The following is a 24360-nucleotide window of genomic DNA, read 5'->3' as shown; positions in this document are numbered from 1 at the left end:
ACGGGGAGAAAGAACTGGCCGTCAGCGGGGAACTATCTGGCCGCCAATGGGGAGAATCTCATGGCCGCTGACACTGCGGGCTCCGGAGGGCCAGCAGTTTGACGACGTCATCCCAGCGCGCTCCGGCGGTGGCTGCGACGCCCCCGGCGTACAGCAGGATCTCGCTGGCTATTAGCGACAGGCTCGCGATCTCCTGGTTCATTGCGGGGGAGAGCGGCTGGGAGAACCTGATGATCGCATCGCTCAGCCAGCGGACGGTCTCGCCGCCGCCCCATCGGCCAATGCACGCGGCGAGTGCCGCTGGGACTGCGCAGGCTTCGGTGGCCGAGCGGGTTGCGCCGGCGACATCGCCGAGGGCTTGGAGAGCCTCGGTGGCGGCTTGGGGGTCTTCCGGGATTGTGAATTCGGGGCGCTTGGCGAGCCGCTCGAGTTGGGTGTGGAAGGTGTCGTGCAGGCTGATCGACACGCGTTCGCCGGCCAGTTCACGCTTTGCGGTCTCGGCAGCTGTTGTCACTGAGAGTGGGTGCTGAGTTCGCTTGGCTGCCTGCATCGCCTCGACGGCGTCAGCGAGGCGGCCTATGGCGTCCTCCCCGTTGGCGCGGACGAGCCTGCCGTTGAGGAGCCCAATGAGGTTGGTCGCCTGCTCGGACGGGTCATTTGGTTCTATCCACGTCGGCGTGTACCGGCCCGAGTATTCGTCGCGGATGAGGTCTCTGAGCACAGGGTCGTATGTGGATGACCATCCGGCGATTACGAGTCCGTAGTTCTCTAGGACCTGGCGGAGGAACTTCGTGAGCTTGCGATGATAGCCCTGCCCCAGTTCCTTCTCGGTGTTGAGCATCGACATGGGGGAGAGGTAGTCGCCATGCACGTGCACGACGCAGCATCGGACGGTGTGCAGGGGAGGCAGCCGCTTGCCTAGCTTGTGTGGAGTCTCGACGACCGTGGGGGTGATGCCCTCGTCGAGGAGTGCCCGTTCCAGGAGCTTGTCGAAGTTGAGGGTGAGGATGACTCGCACGCTGCCGGCTGCGACGAGTCGGGCGATCGCGCGGTGCGTTTCCGTGGGCTGCGGACCGTCTCCGGTGGTCGGCTCGAAGTACCTCAGGAGCATCCTCTGGCGCTCTTCCTGGGTTTGGGCCATTTCCTCGAGGAAGGTCTCGTAGGTGGGGTCGGCTCCGTTATGTCTGTCCCGGTACCACTGCAGAGCATCGGCAGGAGTGTCGCCCGATGCCTCGGCCTGCTTGGCCACAAGCTCGGTCAGGATGCCCCACGCACTTGGGACCTCGGGCATCGAGATTCCTGCTCCCAAGAGGAGCGCGTAGGCGCCGGGGTTGTTGTGAAGCGAGAATGCGAGTGAGAGGAGATAGTCCTCGTCTCGTTCCGTCAGCGGCATGGCCTCAGATTACTCAGCCCCGGGAATCTCGGGCCCCGCCTACATCGTCGAAAGCCCACAGGACGGCCGGCGGCTGCGGCCCTCCTCCGAGGTGCCGAGTAGAGAGGCTTGTCGGTCGAGTGCCTGGAGACTGTCACCTCAATGAGGACATCATGGCGTCCAGAGCTTCGAGTGGGGCCGGTTCGCTGCGTGCAGCATCGGCGGCGCGATGCGCCGGACAAGAGTGAGTCCAAGTCCGCTGACGCTGAGACCGATGACGAGGAGCATCAGGCCGTATTGGGTCTCATTGCCGAGCATGACTCCAGCACCAACGCCGACTACAACGATCCCGGCAGCGAGCACAGCACTCGTGACGAATTCGGATCGAGTTCCGCCTTCCATCTGGAACAGGATGGACAGCTTCGGTGCGGCCACTTCGATGCCACGGAAGTACTCAGAAGCTATTCGGTAACGCTCGAGGTAGGAGCGCAGAGCGCGGCGGAGGGGCAACCATGCCGAGACGAAACCCGCAACGGCGGCAGGCCACATCACCGGTGTCCCGCTGCTCGATGCCCCGACCGCAATCTGGACAACGGTGACTCCGAAACAGGTGATGGTTGCTTCGAGAAAGAGCCGGGCAGGGACCATGACGGTGGCCAAGGCGTATCCTGCCGCCCACCTCTGGACCTGCAGGAGCACAGCGCTCCGGTTCGGGTCTGCTTCTCCTTCGGCGAGGTCTTTCGCCCATTCGGCGAGCCGCCGCATTCGCGCACGCTGAGTCAGTTGGTCAACTGCGACAACAATGCTGACAGCCGAGGCCACCACGGCGACCAAGCTCGGGGCGATGTTCATGAGCGTGTCCCACGTCGCTTGTAACCCGGGATTGTTCATGCCGGACCCATCTTCTCTTCTAGGTTGGGAATCGTCGTCTCGAGCCACGCACCCAGCCTGTGCACGGCCGCCGGCTGCTTCCGGTGACCATCCGATGAGTAGGTTTGCTGGCGGTTATGTGCAGGCGGTCAGGTGGTCCCTGTCGTCCATCCTGTGTGCAGGGAAAGCCGCGGAGCGGTGGAGCTTTCGCTGTGCACAGGTGGGCGAGAGGCTACGCGGGCTGCCCGGGGAGGGACGGCTCGGGTGAGGGCGCCTGCTCGGGTGCATTGCGGCGTGTGGCGCGCTTGCGGACGCGTGCCTTCTTCTCCGGTTCGGTCAGTCCTGCGGTGCGGAGTTCGTCGGGGGTCCAGCCGGCGGTGAGGGCGGCGTTCCAGCGGCGGACGTCTTCGTCTTCGGCGGCCTTGAGCATCGCTTTGGCGTCGTCGAGTTCCTGGCGGGAGCGGACGAGGGCGCGGACTGAGTCCATGCGGGCGTCGAGGCGCTGGCGGAGGGCGTCTTCGATCTTCTGGGCGTCGAGTGAAGTGGCCATGCGCCCACGGTAACCACGACGATCCGCCGTCCCTTGGAGGACACGCTGACCCTCAGAGCCTGAGCCGCCTGCGGCGGAGCAAGCTATAGGGTTAGCAGGGCTAACCGGCGTGTCGATCCCCGGCCGCTGGCCGGGTCTCTGGCACGCTGGGCTTGTTGTCCCCGCAATTCGGCGGGGTCGCTGCGCTGGGCGAGGGGGTGCTGCCGTGGAGGATGGGATGCCGAAGGGGCGCGCCTTCCGCCGTCGGCGTCGTGCGAACGTGGCGGGCGGGCGCCTGTACAAGCACGAGGTGAAGGTCTCCCCGGAGGAGGAGGCCGGCCTGCTGCTGCGCGCGAACGCCCAGGGCGTCACGATCCCGCGCCTTCTGGTCGAGTCCGCCCTCGCCGAGCACGCGGGGGAGACGGCGACGGAGCGGCGGGAGCAGCTGGCCGAGCTGTTCCGGCTGCACCGCATGCTTGCCGCGCTGGGGAACAACCTGAACCAGATCGCCCGCGCGGCCAACGCCGACGGCACGATCCCGGCCGAGCTGCGCGCAGAACTCACACACACGATGGCCGCGGTCCGGGCGAGCGCGGAGCGCGTGGACGGGTTCATCGATGCGGTGAGCGAGCGCGCATGATCCCCAACGTCGTGCGCGGGGAGCGGATGGCCGGGCTCATGGTCTACCTGGTGGGGGAGGGGCGCCACAACGAGCACACCGAGCCGCACCTGGTCGCCGGCGATGCGGCGCTGATGGCGTGGCACGCGGATGCCGAGCTGAACCGCGACTCCGCAGCGGCGATCGCCCGCCACCTCGACCGCCCAAGGCGGGCCTTCGACACGGAGGTTTCGGGCGGGCACGTGTGGCACTGCTCGCTCTCGCTGCGGGCCGAGGAGGGCATGCTCACGGACGAGAAGTGGGGGGCGATCGCGTCCGACTTCATCCGCCTGATGGGCTTCGACGACGCCGAGGGAACCAAGGCCCCGGTGCGCTGGGTGGCGGTGCGCCACGGGCTGTCGCAGAACGGCAACGACCACATCCATGTGGCGGTGAACCTGGTGCGCGAGGACGGCACCAAGGCCAGTGTCCACAACGACTTCCGCCGGGCCCAGAATGCCGCCCGGGTGCTCGAGGCAGAGCACGGACTAGAGCGCCTCGAATCCCTCGCCGCCGAGCGCGCCACCCGCGGGTGGGAACCTGCCGAGCGCGAGGCCCAAGCCCGCGCCCGAGCCCAGGCCGAATACACCCGCACCAAGGCCCACGGCGCACCCGACTGGGAGCACCTCCCCGCTGCAGACCGGCAGGGGAAGGTCGTCGCCCAGCTGCGCGCCGAGCAGCCCCGCCACGCCCTCGCCCGCACCGTCAGGGCGTGCGCGACCGCGTCACAGGATGAGGCCGAGTTCGTCCGCAGGCTGCGCCGGTCCGGCGTCATCGTCAGACCCCGCTACGCCGACGGCACCCGGGATGTCATCACCGGCTACAGCGTGGCCGAACGGCCCCGCCACGGGGAGCGGCCGATCTGGTACGGGGGCGGGCACCTCGGCCGCGACCTGACCCTGCCCCGGCTGCGCGCCGAATGGCCCGACACGCCCCAGGGGGCCATGGACGCCGCCGCCGAATGGAACGCCGCACGGCGCGCCCGCGGGGTCGTCGCCCCGGGCCGGGAGGCGCACGAGCCCGACCCGGCCATGTGGGAGCGCATGGACACCGAACTCGGCGCGCTCAGGGAGCACCTGCGGAACGTACCGCTCGAGGACAGGGACACCTGGGCCCGCGTGGCCCGCGACACCGCCGGGGCCTTCGCGGCCTGGTCGAAGGCCGTCGAGCAGACCCCGGGCGAGCTCGCCGCGGCCGCCGACGCCCTGTCCAGATCCGCCCAGACCTTCCAACGCCACCAGGCCCCGAAGCCGCTCTTCATGGCGCCACTGGCCGGTACCGCGATGCTGCTGGCCTCGGCGAAGAAAGGGGGACGCGGACCGATCGGACAGGTCGCCCTCCTGCGCCAGCTCCTGGCCCTCGCCCAGGCGATCCACGATGTCGCCCACGCCACCGATCAGCTCCGCCAGGCAACCGCCATCAGGGACACCGCCTACACCGGACTCAAGGACATCCACAGCCGCCTCAGCGCCAACGCGAAGGCCACGGCCAAGCATGGGCCGGAGGCCGCTGGGACGGCGGTCGCCACGGCGCCGCCGGAGCTCACACCCGAGCTCGAGCAAATGCGACAGATGCTCGCCGCCACACGGCCACCCGCGCCCGGAAGCGTCGTCCCGAACAGGATCGAGCCGCGCACCGACGGAGCAGCGGCCGCGCCGCGCAGAAACCAGCCCCGCCGAGGACGGGGCCGGGACACTGGAGCCGAACGATAAGGAGACGAGGGAAACCCCATGGTGCACGAAGAAGGACTCGAAGAACCGCTCATCGGGGCGCTGAACGTCGCCCTGACCGCCGCCTCGCAGCTGGGCGAATTCCTCGCCCGAATCCACGCCCAGAGGCTCCGCGTCCTCGAAACCGCCACCCGGGGCCAAGCCCGCGAGGCACGCACCCGATTCGACGCGGAACGCGCCGCCGCCGCCGCAGAGCTGTCGCAGGCGAACCGACCCGACTGGTGGGACCGCACCGGCCCCGACGGCATCGGACGCACCTATGCCACCGCGATCGCCTGGCGGGACTACGCCCCCGAGGCCGCGGCCGCCGAGGAACGCATGCGCACCGAACTCCGCCAGCGCTACGGGATCGACGTCGACGCGCTCTCCGCAGACCCGGCAGCCGTCCAGGCCAAGCTGCGCCAGTACGAAGCCGAACGCAGCGGAGCAGGACAGGAACGCCAGGGTGAGAAGGAGGACCGCGCCGAGGCCGCACGCCTGAACGCGGAGGCCACCCGCGCCGGGCTGGACGCCGAACAGGCCCAAGCCGGCGCCGCAACCGATCCAAAGTCGGACGGCGGGGCGGCCGCAGCAGCTGTCGTGGCTCGAGATGCGGAGACGACCAACCGGGGCCTGGAAGGCGCCGCGTACGACAGCGCCGAACGCCGCGCCGAGACCGCCGCCGCCATGGAAGCTAACGGCGTCCCGCCCAAGCTCGTCCAAGTCCGCATGCTCGCCGACGTCTCCCAGGCCGCACCTCCAGCCGACGCCGTCCGCACGCGTACTGACGCCACGGCGCGCAAGGGCCGAACTATGCTCGGGAAGGGCCGCGAACAGCAGCTGGGCCGCTAGGCGGTGGTGGTCGGACCTGGTGCGGTGCAATACCGGCGGAAACCGGTTGGCGACGGCCGGCCCTGCCTCCATCGCCATTGGGTCACCGTGAACCACCTTTCTAACAGTGAAGGTTGGAAGGGGCAGCGATGATCACAAGGGATCGAGACCTGTGCCAGCTGCATCGTCAGGCTGTCCAACGGCATGCCTGTCCGTGGTCGTCAGCACCGTGCCGCCCGTGGCCTGGATGTCCTCTGCCCTCGGATCCTTGACCTGCGGGGACATCGCCTGAGCGATCCCGACGCGGCGGAGGCCACCATCCGGCAAACCCTCGTCTGAGAGAACCTCGTCGGCGGCAACCTCGCCTGGTCCGGCCGGAGCGGCCGCGGCGCCGCGGCGCATGCGATCCTTGGGCCATGGCACGAACTTGGCTGTCGCTGACGGTGGAGCTGCTCGGCGGCCGCGGGGAGGAGCTGTGGCCCTGGCCCGGGCGGATCTTCGCGGTCGGGCCCTCGCACACCTTCCTGGACCTCGCCAACGCCATCAACACCGCCTTTGCCCGATGGGATCGAGCGCACCTGTCGCTGTTCACGCTGGCCGACGGCCGGATCATCACCGACGAGGAGACGGGAGCCGAGCTGGCCGGATCGGCCGGCGGGCGGCTCGCCGCGCCGATCGACATCGCCGAGGCCAAGGTCGCCCGGACGGTGGGGCCCGGGGGAGAGTTCCAGTTCACTTTCGACCTCGGCGACGACTGGACCCACCGGTGCGTCATCGGGCAGGAGAAGGTCGACCCGCTCGAGGTGCTGGGTGTCCGCCCCCATCGTCCGCTGCCGTACTGGGGTGGGGCAGCATCCCGGACCAGTACGGACGTCGGTGGGACGGCGACGACGGGCAGGGCCGGGCGCCGGCGAGGCCGAGCCAGCCGCACCCGATGCTGCTGCACGCATGGCCCGGCCAAGCGCAGCTGCCAGCGCTCGACCTGTCCGAGCTGCGCTCAGCGATTGCTGCGGCGGACCCGGGCCGCTTCCTCGCCGTGGTCACCGGGCGCGAGATCGACGACGCCCTGCAGCAGGTCGGGGCCGGGATCCCGATGGCGCTGGAGCAGCGGCCCCGGGAGGCCGAGCCGGTGGCGTTCTCGGTCGTCAACCGGCTGATGCGACGCGGCGGCGTCGGGGACGGGCTGCTGGCCGAGGACCTGCTGGCCCGCCTCCGTGGCGACCCGCTGGCAGGCCGCGTGCTGCCGGTGGACCTGGAGATGCTCGGCACCATGCTGGAGGGGGACCCCGGCCTCTCGCCGGGCGGCTACCTCGACCTGCACACCGGGGCGGTGTACGACGACGGCTTCACAGACCCCATGACCGTCGGTCAGGATGCCGCCATCGAGGTCGAGGAGGAGCCCGAGCGGTGGCTCCGGCTCGAGGGCACCGGGTCCGGCAAAGGCTGGGAGGACATGGCGGCCTTCGCAGCGCGGCAGCATGACCTGGCCCTGCGGGAGCGGCTGGAGCGGGCGATCGAGGGCAGGGGCGCTTTCGGCCGGTTCCGAGACATCGTCCAGGGCGAGGACCTCGGCGGACAGTGGCACGCCTTCACTGCCGACCGCCAGATCGGCCGCTCCCGCGAGTTCCTCGCCGAGAACGGCATCCGGGTGGGCTGACAACCCGGGCCCGATCGCGCCCGCAGAGGTTGCATGGCCAGACGAGGCCAGCCTGGGCTGCGCGCCGTCGGAGGACTGATTCCTCCTCACCATGACAGGACTTCGCGCTGGGCGAACAGCCCCCGCTGGGCAGGGGGCAGATCGGATGCTAATTTCATGTGACGGTCATCACGCGAAACGCGGCATTGAGGCTCTCTGCTCGCGTACTGGCCACCCCCAAGGCTCTCGGGCTGGTACCAGGTCTCCTGCAATCGGAGCTGACAACCCTCCGCGCCAGCTGGGGACAATGTGCTGTTCGCACAGGAAGCGAGGATGGATCGATGGAGATCATCGTCGGATCCCGGCCCGCTGCACGCCTCGGGCGCGGGCTGCCCGGACACCAGGCGGACCCGCAGCCCGGCAGGAGCCAGGATCGGATGCTCCGCGCATTGGTGAGGGCGGGGATGAGCGAGGAGGCTGCCCTGGAGCAGATCGCGCGCCTCCGGGCCGGAGACATCTGGAGCGGCTGAGGCGATTGGCCCCGGACGGCTCAGGTCGGGCAGGAACAGCGACATCTGCCGAAGCAGGCACGTCCAAGGGGTTTTGACGGATTCCCGCCGGCTTCGCTCGGCGGCGCGGGGGCCGGTGCTCCACGGCCCACGGCCTGTCCCGGGGATTGCCGTGCCCTCGGAGGGGACGATGCACCCGTCCAGCGGGCGCGGAGCCGGTACAGCTTGAGCACGGTTTCGAGGTCCGGGTCGTCGTGAGATCTCGCCGCTGTCGAGGACGTCGACCGGGTCGTAGCCCAGGCCAGCGTCGCGATGCCGGAGCCAGTACGCCCAGCAGATTCCGGACCCTGCGCCCGCGCCGTACTTGCTGGTGAAGCGGACTCCCGCCGGGTAGGCGCCATCGTCCAGGATGAGGCCTCGGAGTCAGTGGGCGATGAGCGTGGTCATGATGCGGTCCTCGCCGGTGAGGGTGCTGAGCGTGACCTGTCCGCCGGACTGGATCAGTGGCTGCTGCCCGGCCTGACGGTGATCGATCTGGGATCGGACCGATACCGCGGCCCCGCGATGGGCATCGCTGCCGGCACCCGGGTGATGTCAGTCTGCGGTGTCTTCGGGGTGATGGGTTTCGAGCTCGCGGCGGGTACGGGCCAGTTCGAGCTCGAGGGCTTCCTCGTCGGGGAGTGCGAGCCTGTATTCGGAGGCGAGCACGGGGTTGGGGAGCCCGTCGAGGGCGTAGCGGGCCTCGTCTGCGCCCTTGTCGGCGCACAGGATGAGCCCGACGGGTGGGTTCTCCCCGGGCTTCATCCAGTTCTCACGGGCGTAGTTCAGATAGAGGTGCATCTGCCCGGCGTCCTGGTAGGAGAAGCGTCCGATCTTGAGGTCGACAAGCAGCAGGCAGCGCAGCGTGCGGTGGTAGAGGACCAGGTCGACCCGGAACCAGGTGTCGTCGAGGCGCAGCCTGCGCTGGCGGCCGAGGAAGGTGAAGTCGTCGCCGAGTTCGAGGAGGAACTCGGCCAGGTGTGTGATGAGGGCATCCTCGAGGTCGGTCTCGGAGTACTCGTCCTTCAGGCCGAGGAACTCGAGCACGAAGGGCTCTTTGATGGCGTCCTCCGGGGCGATGCGATCCGCTGGGGCGGCGTCGGCGCCGCGTTGGAGCATCGAGGCCTTGTCCTTCGAGAGCGCTGTGCGCTCATAGAACATCGAGTCGATCTGCCGGCCCAGCTGCTGGACGGTCCAGCCGTTGCGCAGCGCCTCGGTCTCGTAGAAGCTGCGGGCGTGCGGGCTCTTGACCGAGAGCAGGCGGACGTACGCTGACCAGGGAAGCGGGAACGCGTTCGCGGGCAGCGCTGCGGAGCGGGTCAGCGCGGAGTCATCGGCGCCAGATTTGCCAGATGCCGTCTGGCAAATCTGGTCGGGCGGCCATGTGAGGTAGAACTGCCGCATCTGCTGGAGGTTCTGGCGGCTGAAGCCGCGCCCGAAGCGTCGCGTCAGGTCGGCTGCGAGCCGTTTCAGGAGCGCTTCGCCGTACGCCGCCCGGGTCTGGCCGGCCTGCTCGTCCTCGACGATGCGCCGACCGACCTGCCAGTAGGTCCTCGTCATGACCGCGTTGACGCTGCGGGCGGCCGCGGCCCTTCCCCGCTCGAGCAGGTCGACGACGTCGGTCAAGACGGCGTCGTAGCCTTCAGTGGGGGCGGGGGAGTCGTTCACAGCTGGTCTGCTTCCAATGGCCGGCCTCTTGGCCCGGGGCTTGTTCTCGGTGTCGACGCTACTGGTTTCCCGGCCGGATTGCCGAACGCCGCGCCCGTTTGGCGCGGACAGCCGGGGCGCGAGTGCACCCCAAGCTGACGACCGGCCTCTTGGCGTTCGGCTTCACGCCGAAGCCCGCCCGGACCGGACGCTTTGGCCTTGACCCGGGAGACCAGGCGCAGACCGTGCCCTATGTGAGATCTCCTTCAGAGCGCATACGTCTGTGTACACGTGGAACCGCTGAGCTCTCACAAGTCCGCCTCCGCTCCACAGTGCGCCTAGGGCGCCCCGACCTCCGAGAGCCGACGGCCGCGGGCCGTCCCGCGCAGATCGTCGGCACCTTTGGACAGCCTCGCGCAAGCCCCATTGGGCGTTGCACCGCCTCTAGACCCTCGCACCGAAGTGTGGTGAAAGAGCACCGAGGACCCTAGCGCCCCGCATGAACGCGTTCCGGCATGCCGAGGCGTTGGGGTGCACCTATATGCAGCGGAGGCGGATCGCGCGAAGGCCCCGCGTACCGGCTTGCCACGGCTTCTTATCTTTGATGCTGGAGGATGCGGAGGGCGAGCAGGCAGGTGGTGCGGATTTCGCCGTCGTCCAGGCTGATCCCCATCAGGTCTTCGATTCGGCGGAGCCGGTAGGCGAGCGTGTTCCGGTGGATGAAGAGCTCTTCGCACACGGCGCGCGAGCTGGCCGCGTTGCGGAGGTAGGAGGCGAGGGTCTGCCGCAGGGTTCCCCCGGGGTCGGCGGTGTCCAGAGGTGCGAGCAGCTTCTGCGCCATCGCGACGAGCCCGCGTCCCGGAAGGCCTTCGACGATGGCCGGGAGGTCTGCCGCCGGCGCGATCCGGACGCCTGGTGCCCCCACGTGGCGGCGTGCGAGCCTGAGCGAGAGCGGCAGTTCGTCCAAACTTCCCGCCTCCGCGACCACGACGGAGAGGCCGGGGGTGTCGGCGAACAGCGTGGGGGCCTCCTCCGGAAGGCTCGCGTCGTCCGCCGGCCCTTGGACGAGGAGAGTCGTCACCCCGGGCTCCTCCATGAAGCGGACGGTGCGGAACCGTTCTTCGAGGCGGATGCGGGCTTGCCAGGCGAGGACCCGGAGCTGGAATCGGTCCATGCCTTCGGTTGCGTTGACCAGGAGTGCTCCCCATGGTTCAAGGGCGTTGAATCCTGCCTCGGTCGCGAACCTTTCCAGGATCGGTTCCGGTGTCGGCTGCTCGTCGTACAGCGCGTCCATGAAGCGCGCCGCTTCGCGCGAATGCAGGGGAGTCCGCGAGCCGAGGGTGTAGCTGAGCTGGACGGCGAGCACGGCCGCCGCCGGGCCGAGCAGGGGGTGGAGCAGCACATTGCTCTCGATGCCCTGGACCTGGAGCCGGAAGGAGTGCGGCTCCCCGCTGGGAAGCCGGAGCGTGGATCGCGGAGCACTGCTCGGGGCCTCCCCGGCGCTGACGAGCTCGAAGCCGCTCTGGTCCGTCACCGCGACGCGGGCCTCGACGGATTCGGCGACCCGGTCCAGCACGGCCGTGAGTGAGCGGCCCTGGGCGGCGAGGCGGGTGCATTCGTCGGCCAGGTCCCAGCCGCGTCGCAGCTCGTCGTAGCGCTCGGCGGCGAGCGTCTGCTCGACCTGGCGCATCACGAGGACGAAGGGAACCTGCGGAGGCAGCTCGAAGAGGGGGAGGCCATGCGCCTCGCAGGCCGTGAGCAGCCCCTCCGGCAGTTCACGGTGGGCCGGGCCAGTTCCGAAGACGAGGCCGGCCACCGGCACGGCGGCGAGGCGCTCCGCGTAGGCGTCCCAGATGCGGTAGTCCCGCACGTTCAACCCCATGCCGCTGGTCAGCACGAGGGCGTTCACGGACAGGAACGGGGTGGGGTCCATGTGCTCGGTCGGGGCACACCAGGCGATGGGCCGGGAGAGCCTCTCCTCCGCCCCCTTGACGCGCAGCCGGATGTCCAGACCGGGAAGACCGACGAGATCGAGAAGCCGCATGAGAGTCCCGCCCACAGCAAGGGATAGTGCAGAAAGCATAATCGAAGGCGGCCTCTTCGGCAGCTCGCCCAATTCCCCAGCGCCCAATCGATTGAGTAGCGTGAACGACATGCCAGGAAATGTGACCTCCAGCACTCAATCGCGCGTGCTGCTCAATTCGGACATGGGGAGGGCTTCGGCCTCCACGAGTTCGGCAACGATGCCGAGCTCATGAAGCTGGTCGACGTCGCCAACGTCGCGTGCGGCTACCATGCAGGAGATCCCGACGTGATGAACCGCACCGTTGCCCTCGCCGCGGAGAACGGCGTCGCGGTCGGCGCCCACCCCGGCCTTCCCGACCCGACAGGCTTCGGCCGGCGCCGCATGGCGCTGACCGCCGAGGAAGTGGAATCCATCATCCTCTACCAGATCGGCGCCCTGACCGCCTTCCTCTCCAAGCACGGCCTCGAGCTCAACCACATCAAGCCACACGGCGCGCTGTACGGCATGCTGGCGGGCGACGAGGAGCTGATGGTCGCGGCAGCCGGTGTGGCCAGGCAGTTCGGCATCCCCTTCTACGGCCTCGCCGGAACGGCCCACGAGGAGGTCTGCCGGGCCGAGGGCGTCGACTTTGTCCCCGAGCTCTACGTGGATCTGAACTACGGCCCGGAGGGGCAGCTGCTCATCCAGCGCCGGCCCGAGCCGACCGATCCGCCGGCTGCGGCCGAGCGTGTCCGGCGCGCCATCGCCGGGGAGCCGGTGCTCGCCGTGGACGGAACACCGCTCGACATCACCTTCACCAGCATCTGCGTCCACTCGGATGCGCCGAACTCGGTCGCGGTCGCCTCGGCGGTCCGCGATGTACTCGTCAGCCGCTGAGCCTCCGCTCAGCAGGAAGCAGGAATCGCCATGGGAAATGTCATTTCGCCGCTGCCCGGGATCTTCTACCGCAAGCCGGGCCCCGGCAAGGACCCGTTCGTGGAGGTGGGCGACGCCGTCGAGTCTGGCCAGACGGTCGGGATCGTCGAGATCATGAAGCAGTTCACCGAGGTCCAGTCGGATGTCGCCGGCGTTGTCGAGTCGTTCGAAGTCGAGGATGGTGCGATGGTCAACCCGGGGGACACGCTCGTGGTTGTGCGGGAGGGCCAGGCGTGAGAAGGCTCTTCATTGCGAACCGCGGCGAGATCGCGGTCCGCATCATCCGCACGGCCAAGGAGATGGGGATCGCGACGGTCGTCGGCGTCAGCGAGGCCGACGTCGATTCGCTCGCCGCCCACATCGCAGACGAGCATGCGCTCCTCGGTCCCGCCCCGGCCCCGGCCAGCTACCTGAACCAGGACGCCGTGGTCGCAGCAGCCCTTGAGCACGGGTGCGACGCCCTCCACCCCGGCTACGGCTTCCTCTCCGAGAACGCAGCCTTTGCCGCCAAGGTCGCAGAGGCCGGGCTGATCTGGGTCGGTCCTGCAGCGGAGGCCATCGGAATGATGGGCAACAAGGCCCAGGCCCGCGATGCGGCTCGTCGCGCGGGCGTCCCGATCCTGAAGGGAACGGACGGGCCGCTCCGGCCCGAGGACGACGCCCTCGAGATCGCCCGGGAGATCGGCTACCCGCTGGTCGTGAAGGCCTCGGCCGGCGGCGGCGGCCGGGGCATCCGCTTCGTCCACCACGAGGCAGAGCTCCTGTCCACCATCGAGATGGCCCGCGGCGAGGCCGGCGCGGTCTTCGGCGACCCGACCGTCTACCTCGAGCGCTTCGTCGAGTTCGCCCGCCACGTCGAGGTACAGATCCTCGGCGACGGAAAGGACTTCATCCACCTCGGAGACCGCGACTGCTCCATGCAGCGCCGCTCGCAGAAGGTCATCGAGGAGGCGCCCGCGCCCGATCTTCCCGACGTGGTGCGGCGGACGATCCGGGAGTCCTCGGTCGAGCTGGCCCGCCAGTGCGGCTACTCCGGAGCCGGCACGGTCGAGTTCCTCTACGACCCTATCCGGCAGGAGGCGGCGTTCATCGAGATGAACACCCGCATCCAGGTCGAGCACCCGATCACGGAGCAGATCACCAGCGTCGACCTGGTCCGGGAGCAGCTCCTCATCGCGTACGAGGGCGCCATGTCCCTCATGCAGGAGGACGTCGCCTTCACCGGGCACGCGATCGAGTGCCGCATCAACGCCGAAGACCCGGAGAAGAACTTCTTCCCGAGCCCCGGCCGGATCGCCCGGCTCGCCTGGCCCGAAGGCAGCGGGGTACGCGTGGACAGCGGGGTCGGCGAGGGCTCTGTCGTGACGCCGTTCTACGACTCGATGCTCGCCAAGCTCGTCGTCCACGCCTCCGACCGCCCCGGCGGCATCGAGGCAACTCTCCAGGCCCTCCAGAACACCAGGATCGAGGGCGTAAAGACGACCATCCCGATGCACTCGACGCTCCTGTCCCGCCCCGAATTCGCCGATGTGGCCCACCACTCCAAGTTCATCGAGAACATGCCCGACCTGCTGGAGGCACCGTGAGCGCACCAAGCCTCGAACTCCACGAAGCCCGCTACACCTGGGGCGGCGACGAGTTCCTCTTCGTCGAAGTCGACGAGGCCATGAGCCTCGCCGCGAACTTCAAGGTCATGACCCTCGCCTCGAAGCTCTCGGCAGTGGGCGTGGAGGGCGTCGTCGACATCTGCCCGGCCAACGCCTCGCTCCTGATCCGCTTCGACCCTGACGTCCTAGCGCCATCGGTCCTCGAATCCACGGTCCGGAAGCTCGAGCGGGAAGCCGCCATGGGCCACGCTGACACGCTTGAGACGCGGATCATCGAGGTGCCCGTCTGGTACGACGATCCCTTCACCGCAGAGGTGGCCCAGAGGTTCCGCGAGGGGTTCCACCAGGAGCCCGAGGGCACAGACCTCGACTACGCCGCCAAGGTCAACGGCCTCGAGGGCGCCGCAGAGTTCATCCGGCGGCACCACGAGCAGCCCTGGCTCGTGTCGATGGTCGGGTTCGTCGCCGGACTGCCGTTCCTGTTCCAGCTCGTCGAGCGGCAGAAGCAGCTCGAGGTGCCGAAATACCTCAGCCCCCGCACCGACACGCCGAAACTGACCGTCGGCCACGGGGGCTGCTTCGGCGCCATCTACTCCGTGCGGGGCGCGGGCGGCTACCAGATGTTCGGCGTCGCCGCGGCACCGATCTACGACCCGGCGCAGTCCCTCGCCGACTTCGAGGACTTCATGGTCTTCTTCCGGCCCGGCGACAACGTCAAGTTCAGGCCGATCGACGAGCAGGAGTACAACGCAATCCAGGACGAGGTCGCGAACGGGACCTTCCGGTACCGGCAGGCGCCCGTGGTCTTCGAGCTGCACAGTGCCCTCGAGGACCCAGAGCGCTACAACCGAGAACTCATGGAGGCCCTCAATGGCATTTGAGGTCAAGAGCCCGGGCCTGTCGACCACGGTCCAGGACCGGGGCCGGCCCGGCTACTACAACGTCGGAATCCCCCAGGGCGGGTCCATGGACCAGTACTCGGCGGAGATGGCGAACGCCCTCGTGGGCAACCCGCCCGAGGCAGCGGTGCTCGAATGCACCTACCTCGGCCCAGTCCTGACCGCCACCGAGGCGGCCCTGGTCGCCGTGACCGGCGCGCCCGTCCCGGTCAGGGTCAACGGCCAGGAGCGTCAGGAGTGGACCCGGCTCGCCCTCGAGGCCGGGGACGAGCTGAGCTTCGGGCCCCTGAGGGGCGGCACCCGCTTCTACCTCGCCTTCGCCGGCGGGATCGACGTCCCCGAGGTCCTCGGCAGCCGGTCCACCTACCTCATCGGCGGGATCGGGGGCCGCAAGCTCGAGGCCGGCGACGTCGTCCCCATCGGAGTCCCAGACGGCGTGCCGCCGCGGTCGGAAGCGGTCCCCGAGGAGTTCCGACCCGTGTTCGCCAAGGAGCAGGCTGTCCGGGTGGTCATGGGACTCTACGACCACCGCCTCACCCAGGCCGGGCGGGAGAGCCTCCTCACGGGCGAATGGACGGTCACCCCGGTGGCGGACCGGATGGGGATCCGCTACTCGGGACCCGGCGTCCAGTGGAAGGAGCGCGAGCAGCCCTTCGGGGCCGGCTCCGATCCGTCGAACATCGTGGACGCAGGCTACGCCGTCGGCTCGATCCAGATCCCCGGCGGCACCCAGCCGATCATCCTGCACCGCGACGCGGTCTCCGGCGGCGGCTACGCCATGGTGGCCACGGTCATCAGCGCTGACATGGACCTGCTGGCCAGGGCTGCCCCCGGGACGGCCACCCGCTTCGTCGAGGCGAGCCTCGACGAGGCCTTGGAGGCACGCAAGGAGCGGACCGCCTTCCGGGACCGCGCCCTCGCAGCCCTGCGATCGGGCTAGGGGCGGGGGACGGCGCGCGGCGGCCCGCGGCCGTCGGGCCGCAGCGGCGCCATCGGGACAGGGGAGAGGGGCGTCAGGCGCTGCTCTCGCGGACCTGGAGGGTCGGCGCGAGCCGGACCGACTCGACCGGTTCGCCGCGGATGACGCGCTGGAGCAGCCGGACAGCGCTCCGGCCGATCTCGGCCATGGGGGACCGGACGGAGGAGAGCGGGATGGGCAGCTCGGCGGCGAGCGACGTGTCGTTGTACCCGACGACGGCGCAGTCCGCACCCACGGCCATCCCGTGGGTGCGGAGGGCGCCCATCGCCCCGATCGCGGCGAAGTCGTTGACCGCGAAGAGGGCGGTCGGGGCAGTGCCGGCGGCGAGGATCCTCTCCGCTGCCTCGCGTCCTCCCTGGGTGTCGAAGCGCGACCAGACGATGGAGTCATCCGGGATGTCGCCCCCGAGGGCCCGCCAGCGGTCCACGAAGCCCGCGGTGCGGTCCACCGCCGTGCTCGCGTACGGCTCGCCCGCAATGACGCAGACGCGCCGGTGGCCCTTGTCCCAGAGGTGCTCCGCGACGAGCTCCCCGCCCCGGGTGTCGTCGCACGTCGAGGAGGGGAAGCCGGGATGACGACGGTTCATGAGCACGAACGGCACGGCACGGTGCCTGAGGTCGGGCAGGACGTCCCCGTCGAGGTGCGAATCGCCGATGATCAGCCCGTCCACCCTGCGCGCGAGCATCATCTCGACCTTGCGGCGCTGCTCGTCGACGTCGTCGCGCGAGTTGGTGACGAAGGCGGAGTAGCCGATGCGCGCCGCCGCCTCCTCGATGCCCTCGTACATGATCGCCAGCACGAGGTCGGACAGGCGCGGGACGACGACGCCCAGCAGCTGCGTCCTGCGCGTGCGCAGGCTGGTGGCCTGGGGGTCCGGGGAGTAGCCCACCTCCGCAGCGAGCTCGCGGATCCGCTGGGCCGTGGCCTCCGACGCCGCGCCTCTGGCCGAGTCCGGGTCCGAGTGCAGCACCCTGGACACCGTGGAAGGGTGGATGCCCAGCTCCTTGGCCAGGTCCTTGAGGGTCACCGCCCTCTCGCTCGTGTTCTTCTCCATCCTCCAGCTCTCTCCCGCCTGCCTTCCCATTGTCCATTGCCCGCACCCGACCGCGGCCCGGAAGGGATCTTCCAGAAGGCCTTGACCGTGACCGCCACCACATCGTACAGTCGAGACAAAGCCTAACCCAATCGATTGGGTAGTCGCATGAGTTCCGGGTCCCGCATCCGCCGGACGCGTTCTTCCGGAAACCGTGCCCCGAGCCTCAGACGCAAGTGCCTGTCCCTCCCGTGCCTTACCCAAACGATTGGGCAAGCGGGGGAGGGCAGGGGAACCGCAGGAGCAGGAGCAGGAGCAGTAATGACAACGAGCCTGAGCGAGGAGCACGTGGTGCTCCTCGCGACCGGGGGGACGATCTCCTCCCGCACTCGCGAGGACCTCGGAGGCGCGGCAGTCGCCTCCGACGGAGCGCGCGAGCTGCTCCGTGCCGCCGGCCAGGGGCTCGCGCTGCCGGTGCGCGTGGTCGACGTCCTGCGCCTGGGCTCCTACGCCCTCGACGTCGAGGACATGCTCCTGGTGTGCAGGCGCATCCGGGAGGTCCTCGCCGACCCTGCCGTCGTCGGGGTCGTCGTCACGCACGGCACGGACACGATGGAGGAGACGGCGTTCCTGGCCGACCTCGTGCACGGCGACCCGCGTCCGGTGGTCTTCACGGGCGCGCAGCGGGCAGCCGATTCCCACGACCCGGACGGCCCGGGGAACCTGGCCCGGGCCATCGCCCTCGCCGCCTCGGGGCAGGCCCGTGGACGCGGGATCCTGCTGTGCTTCGCCGGGGACGTCTTCCCCGCCCGGGGCGTGCGGAAGACGGAGACCGTCCGGCAGCACGCCTTCGGCAACCCGGACTACGGCTTCGCAGGACGGGTCGGCGAGGACGGCGCCGTGACGCTGGCCGAGCCGGCGCACCGGCGCCCGGACCCGCTGCCCCTGCCCGGCCCCGACGCCGGGCGCGCCCGCCGTGTCGACCTCGTCGCGTCCTACCCCGGCGCCGACGCCGCCCACCTCCGTGCCTCCCTAGCGGCCGGCGCCGCCGGGATCGTCCTGCAGGGCACCGGCAGCGGGAACGCGAACCCGGAGCTCTGCGCGGCCGTGGCCGAGGCGACGGCGGGCGGGGCGGTCGTGGTCACCAGCACCCGCGTGCATGCCGGACCGGTGGCCCCGGTGTACGGGGCCGGGGGAGGGAAGGACCTGCTCGCCGCCGGTGCCGTCCCCTCGGGCCTGCTGCGCCCGTCCCAGTCGCTCGTGCTCCTGTCCCTCCTCCTGCGGCTGGGCAGGTCGCGGGAAGAGGTAGCCGAGGCCTTCGCGGCGATAGGAGGCAACCCCTGACCCATCCGCCCCTGCACCCACCGACACACCAGCTGAATTCCACACATCCAGAAAGGCCCCAACCATGACCAAGGACATCCAGGTCGCCTTCGGCGTCGACGTCGACGCGGTCGCCGGAATGCTCGGCTCCTACGGCGGAGAGGACTCCCCGTGCGACATCTCCCGCGGCCTCTTCGCCGGCGAAGTGGGAGGCCCCCGGCTGCTGCGCCTCTTCGAGAAGTACTCCCTGCCCGCGACGTGGTTCGTGCCCGGCCACTCGATCGAGACCTTCCCCGACCTCACCCGGATGATCGTGGACGCAGGGCACGAGATCGGGGTGCACGGCTACTCCCACGAGAACCCGATCGCGATGAACCGCAAGCAGGAGACCGCGATCCTGGACCGCTCGATCGAGCTCATCGAGAAGGTCTCGGGCCGCCGCCCCACCGGCTATGTGGCCCCGTGGTGGGAGTTCTCCCCCGTGACCAACGAGATCCTCCTCGAGCGCGGCATCAAGTACGACCACTCCCTGATGCACCGCGACTTCGAGCCCTACTACGTCCGGGTCGGGGACAGCTGGAAGAAGATCGACTACACCCAGGACGCCGAGGCGTGGATGGAGCCGCTCGTCCGCGGGGAGGAGACCGACCTCGTCGAGATCCCGGCGAACTGGTACCTCGACGACCTGCCCCCGATGATGTTCATCAAGGCCTCGCCCAACTCCCACGGCTTCGTCAGCCCCCGGGACATCGAGCAGATGTGGCGCGACCAGTTCGACTGGGTCTACCGCGAGATGGACCAGGCGGCCTTCACCATGACCATCCACCCGGACGTCTCCGGGCGCCCGCAGGTCCTCCTCATGCTCGAGCGCCTCATCGAGCACATCAACAGCCACGAGGGCGTCACCTGGATGCAGTTCGACCAGATCGCCGACTCGTTCCTCGCCCGCAGTCCCCGGAAGGACACCTCGAAGTGAGCACCCGCACCACCGGCGTCGACCTGACGGCGCCTGCCGCTAACGAGAAGCGCCGCTTCCCTGTCTTCTCGAAGAGGACCACCACTGTCGCCACCGTCCTGGCCCTGCTGGCCTGGACCGTCGCCGTGTTTGACTACGGGCTCTTCGGCACCCTGCTGCCGGCCATGCAGCAGGAATTCGGCTGGAGCGCCCCGGAGGCCTACGCGATCAACACCTGGATCGCCGTCGGCACTGCCGTGGTGTGCTTCGGCATCGGCCCGGTCATCGACCGCCTCGGCCGGCGCAAGGGCATGATGACCACCATCGGGGGCACCGCCGTGATCTCCGCGCTGACCGCGGCCATCCCCGCGGCACTCGGGGCCCTCAGCAGCGTCCTGCTCGTGGTCGTGCGCTCCTTCGGCGGGCTCGGGTTCTCCGAGCAGGCCGTGAACGCGACCTACATGAACGAGGTCTACCAGGTCACCGAAGTCGCCGACAAGCGCAAGCGCCCCGGCTTCCACTACTCCTTCATCCAGGGCGGCTGGCCGCTGGGCTTCCTCCTGGCCAGCGCCCTGGCCCTGGCCTTCCTCCCGTCGCTGGGCTGGCGCCCGCTCTACCTGATGGCCACCGTGCCCGCGGCGATCATCGTCTGGGTCATCTCCCGGAAGCTGAAGGAGACCCCCCAGTTCGAGCTGCACCGGAAGCTTACCGAGCTCGAGAAGCACGGCAACCCCGAGCAGGCCCACGCCCTCGCAGCCGCCTACGGAGTCGAGCACTCCTCCGCCGCACCGCTCAAGCGGATCTGGGAGCCGCACCTGCGCCGGAACACCATCGTGTTCTCGCTGGCCTGGATCATCAACTTCTTCGGCATCGCGATCTTCAGCGTCCTGGGCAGCTCCGTACTGAAGAACGCCAAGGGCGTCGAGCTCTCCGACGCGTTCTGGATGCTCATCGTGATCAACCTGCTCGCCTACTTCGGCTACGTCTTCCACGGCTGGCTCGGAGACAGGATCGGGCGCAAGAAGACCATCATCATCGGCTGGATCATCTCCGGGCTCTCCTTCGCCGTGATGCTCAGCCCGGTCGCGTCCAGTCCGTTCCTGATCATCCTCACCTACGGCGCGGGCCTGTTCTTCCTGGTCGGCCCCTACGCGGCCATCCAGTACTTCATGGCCGAGTGCTACCCGGTCAGCTGCCGCGCCACGGGCACCGCCTTCATCGGCGCCATGAGCCAGCCCGGGACCATCATCGGCGGGGCCCTCTTCACCGCCCTCGCTGCCGGCTCCGGCACCGGCACCGCCGCCCTGTGGGTGGGGGCCCTGGGCACCCTGCTCTCGGGCGTCCTGATGATCGCAGCCAAGCCCCCCGTCGAAGCCATCCTGGAGGACCACCCCCATGCCTGAAGCGAAAGCAGCCATCGTCACGGGCGCGGCCAGCGGCATCGGACGGGCAGTGGCCGTCCACTACGCCGCCCGGAACATCCGCACCGTGATCGGCACGTTCCCCGGCGACCCCCACGACCCCGAGGAGACCCTCCGACAGGTCAAGGACGCCGGGGGGCAGGCCGTGGTCCACGAAGTCGACGTCCGTTCCACCGACTCCGTCGAGGCCTTCGCCCAGCGGGCCGTCGACGAGTACGGCCGGCTCGACTACGCGGTCGCCAACGCCGGGATCCTGCGGAACGCTCCGCTCGGCGAGCTCTCCGACGAGCGCTGGCACGACATGCTCGACGTCGATCTGACCGGCGTCCTGCGCACCCTGCGCGCCGGGGCGGCCCGGATGGGCGAGGGCGGGGCCATGGTCGCCGTCTCCTCGATCGCCGGGGGCGTGTACGGGTGGGAGGAGCACGCCCACTACGCCGCCGCCAAGGCAGGAGTCCTCGGCCTGGTCCGCAGCGTCGCCGTGGAGCTCGGCCCCCGCCAGATCCGCGCCAACGCCGTCATCCCCGGCCTCATCGAGACGCCGCAGTCCCTCGACCCGGTCAACTCGCTCGGGCCCGAGGGCCTCAGGCGGGCCGGGAACGACATCCCCTGGGGCCGCGTCGGCCACCCGGAGGAGGTGGCAGAGGTCATCGGCTTCCTCACCTCCCCGGCCGCCAACTACGTCACCGGACAGGCGATCGTCGTCGACGGCGGCCTGACCGTGAAGATGCGCGCATGAGCGCCCAAGCCGCCGACGGACGCGCCTCCGGCCGGACCGTCGTCGTCACCGGCGGCGCGAGCGGCATCGGCAGGGCCATCGCCGAGGCGTTCCGCCAGAACGGCGACCGCGTTGCAGTCCTGGACCGGGCCGATGCCCCCGACGTGATCCGCGTCGACGTCGCAGACGAGGAGAGCGTGCGCCGAGCCTTCTCCGCGGTCCGCGAGCAGTTCGGCACCGTGGACGTCCTCGTGAACTCCGCAGGCCTCCTGACGGAAGCCCCCGTGGAGGAGATGGACCTCGCCCTGTGGAACGAGACCATCAGCGTAGACCTCACCGGAGTCTTCCTCTGCAGCCGCGAAGTCCTCAGACCCATGCGCGCCCAAGGCTGGGGCCGGATCATCAACGTCGCCTCCCAGCTGGGCATCAAGGGCGGGGTCGGCCTGGGCCACTACAGCGCGGCCAAGGCCGGGGTCATCGGCTTCACCAAGGCCCTCGCGCTCGAGGTCGCCGCGGACAACGTCCTGGCCAACGCCATCGCGCCCGGCCCCATCGAGACACCGCTCGTGGACGGGATCTCCGAGGAATGGAAGAAGGCGAAGCGTGCCGAGCTTCCCTTGGGCCGGTTCGGAACGCCGGCCGAGGTCGCCCCGGCCGCCGTGCTCCTGGCAAGCGACCCGGGTGGGAACCTCTTCGTCGGACAGACCCTCGGGCCCAACTCCGGCGACGTGATGCCCTGAGGCGGAAGGAAACCGAACATGTGCGGTGTCTGCGGACGGGCTGTAGTGGCCGATCCCGTGTTCCCCGAGGGGCGCACCACGCGGGGGAACCTGATCGCGGCCCAGATGATCGCAGGGCTGTGCCCGCCCCTGGCGGGCCGGGTCAAGGTCGCCGGGCTCGCCGCCGGCTTCGCCGTCACCGCCTCCGGCGGACGGCAGGCACTGTGCGCCACGGTAGGAGAGGCCTGGGCGGCGGTGTTCGCCGCGGCGCCCGCCGCCCTCGGCCTCGAGGACGTCCCGAAGGAGCTCGAGGCCAGGTACCCCGCCGTGGCCGAGCGTCTGCTGCTGCAGGCCGTCATAGCCGCCGGACGGGAGGCCGCGAGCAGCGGCCCCGCTCGCACGGGCAGCGCTCCGGGGAGGCCCCTGCCCCCTCGATGAGGGCCCGCAGGTCTTGCGGCTCCACACCGGGTTCGAAAAATGCCCGTTCCGACGCTGACCACCGGCACTCCAACCCTTGGCCAATCGTTTGGGTAGGATTGGGCCCCGAATACCTCTCGCGACAAGGGCGATCCCGCCCGGAGAACCTCCGAAGGAGACCGTCATGACGAACCTCGCCCCGCTCTGGTCGCCCCTGCAGCTCGGCTCCACGCATCTGGGCAACCGGGTCGCGCTGGCGCCCATGACCCGCATCAGCGCCACCGAGGAAGGCCTGGCAACCGCGAAGATGGCCTCCTACTACGAGGCCTTCGCCCGGGGCGGGTTCGCCCTGCTGATCACCGAGGGCATCTACCCGGACACCGCGCACAGCCAGGGCTACCTGTACCAGCCGGGGCTGGCCACCGACGACCAGGCCCGGTCCTGGACCACCGTCGTCGAGGCAGTCCACGCCGCCGGGGCCAAGATCTTCGCCCAGCTCATGCACGCCGGCTCCCAAGCCCAGGGCAGCCGCTTCGCGGAGACCACCATCGGCCCCTCGGCCGTCGCCCCCAAAGGGGCGCAGCTGGACTTCTACCGCGGCGATGGCCCCTACAGGGTCCCCGCCGAGATCACGCGCCAGCAGATGGACGAGGTCCTCCAGGGCTTCGTCGCCGCCGCGCTGCGCGCCGAGGAGGCAGGATTCGACGGCGTGGAGATCCACGGCGCCAACGGGTACCTGCTGGACCAGTTCCTCACCGACTACCTCAACCTCCGCACCGACGAGTACGGCGGCTCCCCTCAGAACCGGGTGCGCTTCCCCGCCGAGGTCGCCCGCACCGTCCGCCAGGCCCTCAGGCCGGAGACCACCGTGGGCGTCCGGGTCTCCCAGTCGAAGGTCAGCGACCACGACCACCGGTGGGCCGGCGGCGCCGAGGAGGCCGAGGTCATCTTCTCCAGCCTCGGTGCCACCGGCGTCGACTTCATCCACACCACCGAGCACAGGGCATACGCCCCGGCCTTCGGCCTCCAAGGCCCCTCGCTTGCGGCCCTGGCCAAGCAGCACTCCGGACTGCCGGTGATCGCCAACGGACATCTCGACGACCCGGAAACCGCCGTGTCCATGCTGACCGACCACGCGGCCGACGTCGTCGCCCTGGGCAAGGCAGCCCTCGGCAACCGGGACTGGCCCGACAGGGCCCGCAACGGCCGACCCCTCGACGAGCTGGACGCCAGCCTGTTCGCCCCCGTGGCCGACGTCAAGGACTGGGAGCTCGAACTCCTCTCCTGAGGAGGCCTCCTGCTCCCGGCCACGCGATTCCCCGGGGGGTCGGAACCTGACCCCCAACCGCTGCAGGTCGCCAAGGACGGCGATCGCCAGCGCCTGAGGACGGGCGGTACAGTAGCCGGGGGCCGGACGCGTCTGCATGCCCCGTCGCAATCGCTCGGAGATGATCTTCCTTCTCCAGGGGAGAGAGCAGGATCCTTGTTCTGCCGACGAGGGAAACGGGGCTTGGCCAGATTCTGGTGACGCAGGTGGCCGAGACCCGA

24 protein-coding genes are annotated in these 24360 nt (G+C 69.7%); 17 read left to right on the top strand and 7 right to left on the bottom strand.

Annotated elements, in window-relative coordinates; genetic code table 11:
- Positions 1–58 precede the first annotated feature (58 nt).
- The 3 genes from L0M17_RS21020 to L0M17_RS21010 all read right to left on the bottom strand — a co-directional run bounded on the left by L0M17_RS21020 (position 59) and on the right by L0M17_RS21010 (position 2792).
- Positions 59–1393 (bottom strand): SIR2 family protein, encoded by a 1335-nt coding sequence (locus tag L0M17_RS21020; protein WP_241056586.1) that lies wholly within the window; start codon positions 1391–1393, stop codon positions 59–61.
- 150 nt (positions 1394–1543) lie between these two features.
- Positions 1544–2263, bottom strand: coding sequence for a hypothetical protein (locus L0M17_RS21015; protein WP_241056585.1), 720 nt, complete (start codon positions 2261–2263; stop codon positions 1544–1546).
- A gap of 211 nt (positions 2264–2474) precedes the next feature.
- Positions 2475–2792, bottom strand: a complete 318-nt coding sequence (locus tag L0M17_RS21010) for a hypothetical protein (RefSeq protein ID WP_241056584.1) — start codon at positions 2790–2792, stop codon at positions 2475–2477.
- A 217-nt stretch (positions 2793–3009) separates the two neighbouring features.
- Here L0M17_RS21010 and mobC point away from each other — a divergent pair, with 217 nt between their 5' ends.
- Genes mobC through L0M17_RS20995 form a run of 3 tightly spaced genes read left to right on the top strand, consistent with a single transcriptional unit; the run spans position 3010 to position 5990 of the window.
- Entirely contained in the window at positions 3010–3411 is a 402-nt protein-coding gene (mobC, locus tag L0M17_RS21005) for a plasmid mobilization relaxosome protein MobC (RefSeq protein WP_241056583.1), read from the top strand.
- Positions 3408–5141 carry a relaxase/mobilization nuclease domain-containing protein gene (locus tag L0M17_RS21000; protein ID WP_241056582.1) on the top strand — a complete coding sequence of 578 codons (1734 nt, stop codon included), beginning with the start codon at positions 3408–3410 and terminating at the stop codon, positions 5139–5141. The genes mobC and L0M17_RS21000 overlap by 4 nt, the downstream gene beginning before the upstream one ends.
- 18 nt (positions 5142–5159) lie before the next feature.
- Positions 5160–5990 carry a hypothetical protein gene (locus L0M17_RS20995; RefSeq protein WP_241056580.1) on the top strand — a complete coding sequence of 277 codons (831 nt, stop codon included), beginning with the start codon at positions 5160–5162 and terminating at the stop codon, positions 5988–5990.
- A gap of 132 nt (positions 5991–6122) precedes the next feature.
- Here L0M17_RS20995 and L0M17_RS20990 read toward each other — a convergent pair whose 3' ends face one another.
- The gene (locus L0M17_RS20990) at positions 6123–6371 is read right to left on the bottom strand and encodes a hypothetical protein (RefSeq protein ID WP_241056579.1); all 249 of its coding nucleotides are present in this window, start codon (positions 6369–6371) and stop codon (positions 6123–6125) included.
- Between the two features lie 532 nt (positions 6372–6903).
- On the opposite strand from L0M17_RS20990, the gene L0M17_RS20985 reads away from it, so the two are divergent.
- Together L0M17_RS20985 and L0M17_RS20980 are read left to right on the top strand one after the other, a co-directional pair.
- Entirely contained in the window at positions 6904–7626 is a 723-nt protein-coding gene (locus L0M17_RS20985; RefSeq protein WP_241056578.1) for a UPF0158 family protein, read from the top strand.
- 320 nt (positions 7627–7946) lie between these two features.
- Entirely contained in the window at positions 7947–8135 is a 189-nt protein-coding gene (locus tag L0M17_RS20980) for a hypothetical protein (RefSeq protein WP_241056577.1), read from the top strand.
- A 573-nt stretch (positions 8136–8708) separates the two neighbouring features.
- On the opposite strand, the gene L0M17_RS20975 is transcribed toward L0M17_RS20980, so the two are convergent.
- Positions 8709–9821, bottom strand: coding sequence for a PDDEXK nuclease domain-containing protein (locus L0M17_RS20975; RefSeq protein ID WP_241056576.1), 1113 nt, complete (start codon positions 9819–9821; stop codon positions 8709–8711).
- Between the two features lie 574 nt (positions 9822–10395).
- Positions 10396–11883 carry a PucR family transcriptional regulator gene (locus L0M17_RS20970; protein WP_241056575.1) on the bottom strand — a complete coding sequence of 496 codons (1488 nt, stop codon included), beginning with the start codon at positions 11881–11883 and terminating at the stop codon, positions 10396–10398.
- A 171-nt stretch (positions 11884–12054) separates the two neighbouring features.
- Here L0M17_RS20970 and L0M17_RS20965 point away from each other — a divergent pair, with 171 nt between their 5' ends.
- Genes L0M17_RS20965 through L0M17_RS20945 form a run of 5 tightly spaced genes read left to right on the top strand, consistent with a single transcriptional unit; the run spans position 12055 to position 16187 of the window.
- Positions 12055–12702 carry a LamB/YcsF family protein gene (locus L0M17_RS20965; protein ID WP_241056574.1) on the top strand — a complete coding sequence of 216 codons (648 nt, stop codon included), beginning with the start codon at positions 12055–12057 and terminating at the stop codon, positions 12700–12702.
- Positions 12703–12732: 30 nt separating this feature from the next.
- Positions 12733–12978, top strand: coding sequence for an acetyl-CoA carboxylase (locus tag L0M17_RS20960; RefSeq protein ID WP_241056573.1), 246 nt, complete (start codon positions 12733–12735; stop codon positions 12976–12978).
- Positions 12975–14327, top strand: coding sequence for an acetyl-CoA carboxylase biotin carboxylase subunit (locus tag L0M17_RS20955; protein ID WP_241056571.1), 1353 nt, complete (start codon positions 12975–12977; stop codon positions 14325–14327). Before L0M17_RS20960 ends, L0M17_RS20955 begins: the two co-directional genes overlap by 4 nt.
- Positions 14324–15229: a 5-oxoprolinase subunit B family protein gene (locus L0M17_RS20950; RefSeq protein ID WP_241056570.1), complete on the top strand. Its 906-nt coding sequence runs from the start codon at positions 14324–14326 to the stop codon at positions 15227–15229. Before L0M17_RS20955 ends, L0M17_RS20950 begins: the two co-directional genes overlap by 4 nt.
- Entirely contained in the window at positions 15219–16187 is a 969-nt protein-coding gene (locus L0M17_RS20945; protein ID WP_241056569.1) for a 5-oxoprolinase subunit C family protein, read from the top strand. The genes L0M17_RS20950 and L0M17_RS20945 overlap by 11 nt, the downstream gene beginning before the upstream one ends.
- 73 nt (positions 16188–16260) lie before the next feature.
- On the opposite strand, the gene L0M17_RS20940 is transcribed toward L0M17_RS20945, so the two are convergent.
- Entirely contained in the window at positions 16261–17280 is a 1020-nt protein-coding gene (locus L0M17_RS20940; protein ID WP_241056568.1) for a LacI family DNA-binding transcriptional regulator, read from the bottom strand.
- A 300-nt stretch (positions 17281–17580) separates the two neighbouring features.
- On the opposite strand from L0M17_RS20940, the gene L0M17_RS20935 reads away from it, so the two are divergent.
- From L0M17_RS20935 to L0M17_RS20905, 7 genes are all read left to right on the top strand, one after another.
- The gene (locus L0M17_RS20935) at positions 17581–18603 is read left to right on the top strand and encodes an asparaginase (RefSeq protein ID WP_241056567.1); all 1023 of its coding nucleotides are present in this window, start codon (positions 17581–17583) and stop codon (positions 18601–18603) included.
- 64 nt (positions 18604–18667) lie between these two features.
- Entirely contained in the window at positions 18668–19558 is an 891-nt protein-coding gene (locus L0M17_RS20930; RefSeq protein WP_241056566.1) for a polysaccharide deacetylase family protein, read from the top strand.
- Positions 19555–20940 (top strand): MFS transporter, encoded by a 1386-nt coding sequence (locus L0M17_RS20925; RefSeq protein ID WP_241056565.1) that lies wholly within the window; start codon positions 19555–19557, stop codon positions 20938–20940. The genes L0M17_RS20930 and L0M17_RS20925 overlap by 4 nt, the downstream gene beginning before the upstream one ends.
- Positions 20933–21697: an SDR family NAD(P)-dependent oxidoreductase gene (locus tag L0M17_RS20920; protein WP_241056563.1), complete on the top strand. Its 765-nt coding sequence runs from the start codon at positions 20933–20935 to the stop codon at positions 21695–21697. Before L0M17_RS20925 ends, L0M17_RS20920 begins: the two co-directional genes overlap by 8 nt.
- A complete protein-coding gene (locus L0M17_RS20915; RefSeq protein ID WP_241056562.1) occupies positions 21694–22416 on the top strand; it encodes an SDR family NAD(P)-dependent oxidoreductase in 723 nt (240 codons plus the stop codon). Before L0M17_RS20920 ends, L0M17_RS20915 begins: the two co-directional genes overlap by 4 nt.
- Positions 22417–22434: 18 nt before the next feature.
- Positions 22435–22833, top strand: coding sequence for a hypothetical protein (locus L0M17_RS20910; RefSeq protein WP_241056561.1), 399 nt, complete (start codon positions 22435–22437; stop codon positions 22831–22833).
- Between the two features lie 163 nt (positions 22834–22996).
- The gene (locus L0M17_RS20905; protein WP_241056560.1) at positions 22997–24100 is read left to right on the top strand and encodes an oxidoreductase; all 1104 of its coding nucleotides are present in this window, start codon (positions 22997–22999) and stop codon (positions 24098–24100) included.
- Positions 24101–24360: the final 260 nt, after the last annotated feature.

Origin of the sequence: Sinomonas terrae (assembly GCF_022539255.1) — a bacterium.
Lineage (GTDB): Bacteria > Actinomycetota > Actinomycetes > Actinomycetales > Micrococcaceae > Sinomonas > Sinomonas terrae.
This window is presented reverse-complemented; position numbering and strand designations above follow the sequence as displayed.

What these genes read in the sequence shown, in the direction of transcription:
- L0M17_RS20915 (WP_241056562.1), top strand. Translation starts at nt 21,694, where the DNA reads ATGAGCGCCCAAGCCGCCGACGGACGCGCCTCCGGCCGGACCGTCGTC.
- L0M17_RS21000 (WP_241056582.1), top strand. Translation starts at nt 3,408, where the DNA reads ATGATCCCCAACGTCGTGCGCGGGGAGCGGATGGCCGGGCTCATGGTC.
- L0M17_RS21015 (WP_241056585.1), bottom strand. Translation starts at nt 2,263, where the DNA reads ATGAACAATCCCGGGTTACAAGCGACGTGGGACACGCTCATGAACATC.
- L0M17_RS20970 (WP_241056575.1), bottom strand. Translation starts at nt 11,883, where the DNA reads ATGCTTTCTGCACTATCCCTTGCTGTGGGCGGGACTCTCATGCGGCTT.
- L0M17_RS20905 (WP_241056560.1), top strand. Translation starts at nt 22,997, where the DNA reads ATGACGAACCTCGCCCCGCTCTGGTCGCCCCTGCAGCTCGGCTCCACG.
- L0M17_RS20965 (WP_241056574.1), top strand. Translation starts at nt 12,055, where the DNA reads ATGAAGCTGGTCGACGTCGCCAACGTCGCGTGCGGCTACCATGCAGGA.
- L0M17_RS20935 (WP_241056567.1), top strand. Translation starts at nt 17,581, where the DNA reads ATGACAACGAGCCTGAGCGAGGAGCACGTGGTGCTCCTCGCGACCGGG.
- L0M17_RS21020 (WP_241056586.1), bottom strand. Translation starts at nt 1,393, where the DNA reads ATGCCGCTGACGGAACGAGACGAGGACTATCTCCTCTCACTCGCATTC.
- L0M17_RS20990 (WP_241056579.1), bottom strand. Translation starts at nt 6,371, where the DNA reads ATGCGCCGCGGCGCCGCGGCCGCTCCGGCCGGACCAGGCGAGGTTGCC.
- L0M17_RS20930 (WP_241056566.1), top strand. Translation starts at nt 18,668, where the DNA reads ATGACCAAGGACATCCAGGTCGCCTTCGGCGTCGACGTCGACGCGGTC.
- L0M17_RS20945 (WP_241056569.1), top strand. Translation starts at nt 15,219, where the DNA reads ATGGCATTTGAGGTCAAGAGCCCGGGCCTGTCGACCACGGTCCAGGAC.
- L0M17_RS20960 (WP_241056573.1), top strand. Translation starts at nt 12,733, where the DNA reads ATGGGAAATGTCATTTCGCCGCTGCCCGGGATCTTCTACCGCAAGCCG.
- L0M17_RS20940 (WP_241056568.1), bottom strand. Translation starts at nt 17,280, where the DNA reads ATGGAGAAGAACACGAGCGAGAGGGCGGTGACCCTCAAGGACCTGGCC.
- L0M17_RS20910 (WP_241056561.1), top strand. Translation starts at nt 22,435, where the DNA reads ATGTGCGGTGTCTGCGGACGGGCTGTAGTGGCCGATCCCGTGTTCCCC.
- L0M17_RS20985 (WP_241056578.1), top strand. Translation starts at nt 6,904, where the DNA reads ATGCTGCTGCACGCATGGCCCGGCCAAGCGCAGCTGCCAGCGCTCGAC.
- L0M17_RS20980 (WP_241056577.1), top strand. Translation starts at nt 7,947, where the DNA reads ATGGAGATCATCGTCGGATCCCGGCCCGCTGCACGCCTCGGGCGCGGG.
- mobC (WP_241056583.1), top strand. Translation starts at nt 3,010, where the DNA reads ATGCCGAAGGGGCGCGCCTTCCGCCGTCGGCGTCGTGCGAACGTGGCG.
- L0M17_RS20995 (WP_241056580.1), top strand. Translation starts at nt 5,160, where the DNA reads ATGGTGCACGAAGAAGGACTCGAAGAACCGCTCATCGGGGCGCTGAAC.
- L0M17_RS21010 (WP_241056584.1), bottom strand. Translation starts at nt 2,792, where the DNA reads ATGGCCACTTCACTCGACGCCCAGAAGATCGAAGACGCCCTCCGCCAG.
- L0M17_RS20920 (WP_241056563.1), top strand. Translation starts at nt 20,933, where the DNA reads ATGCCTGAAGCGAAAGCAGCCATCGTCACGGGCGCGGCCAGCGGCATC.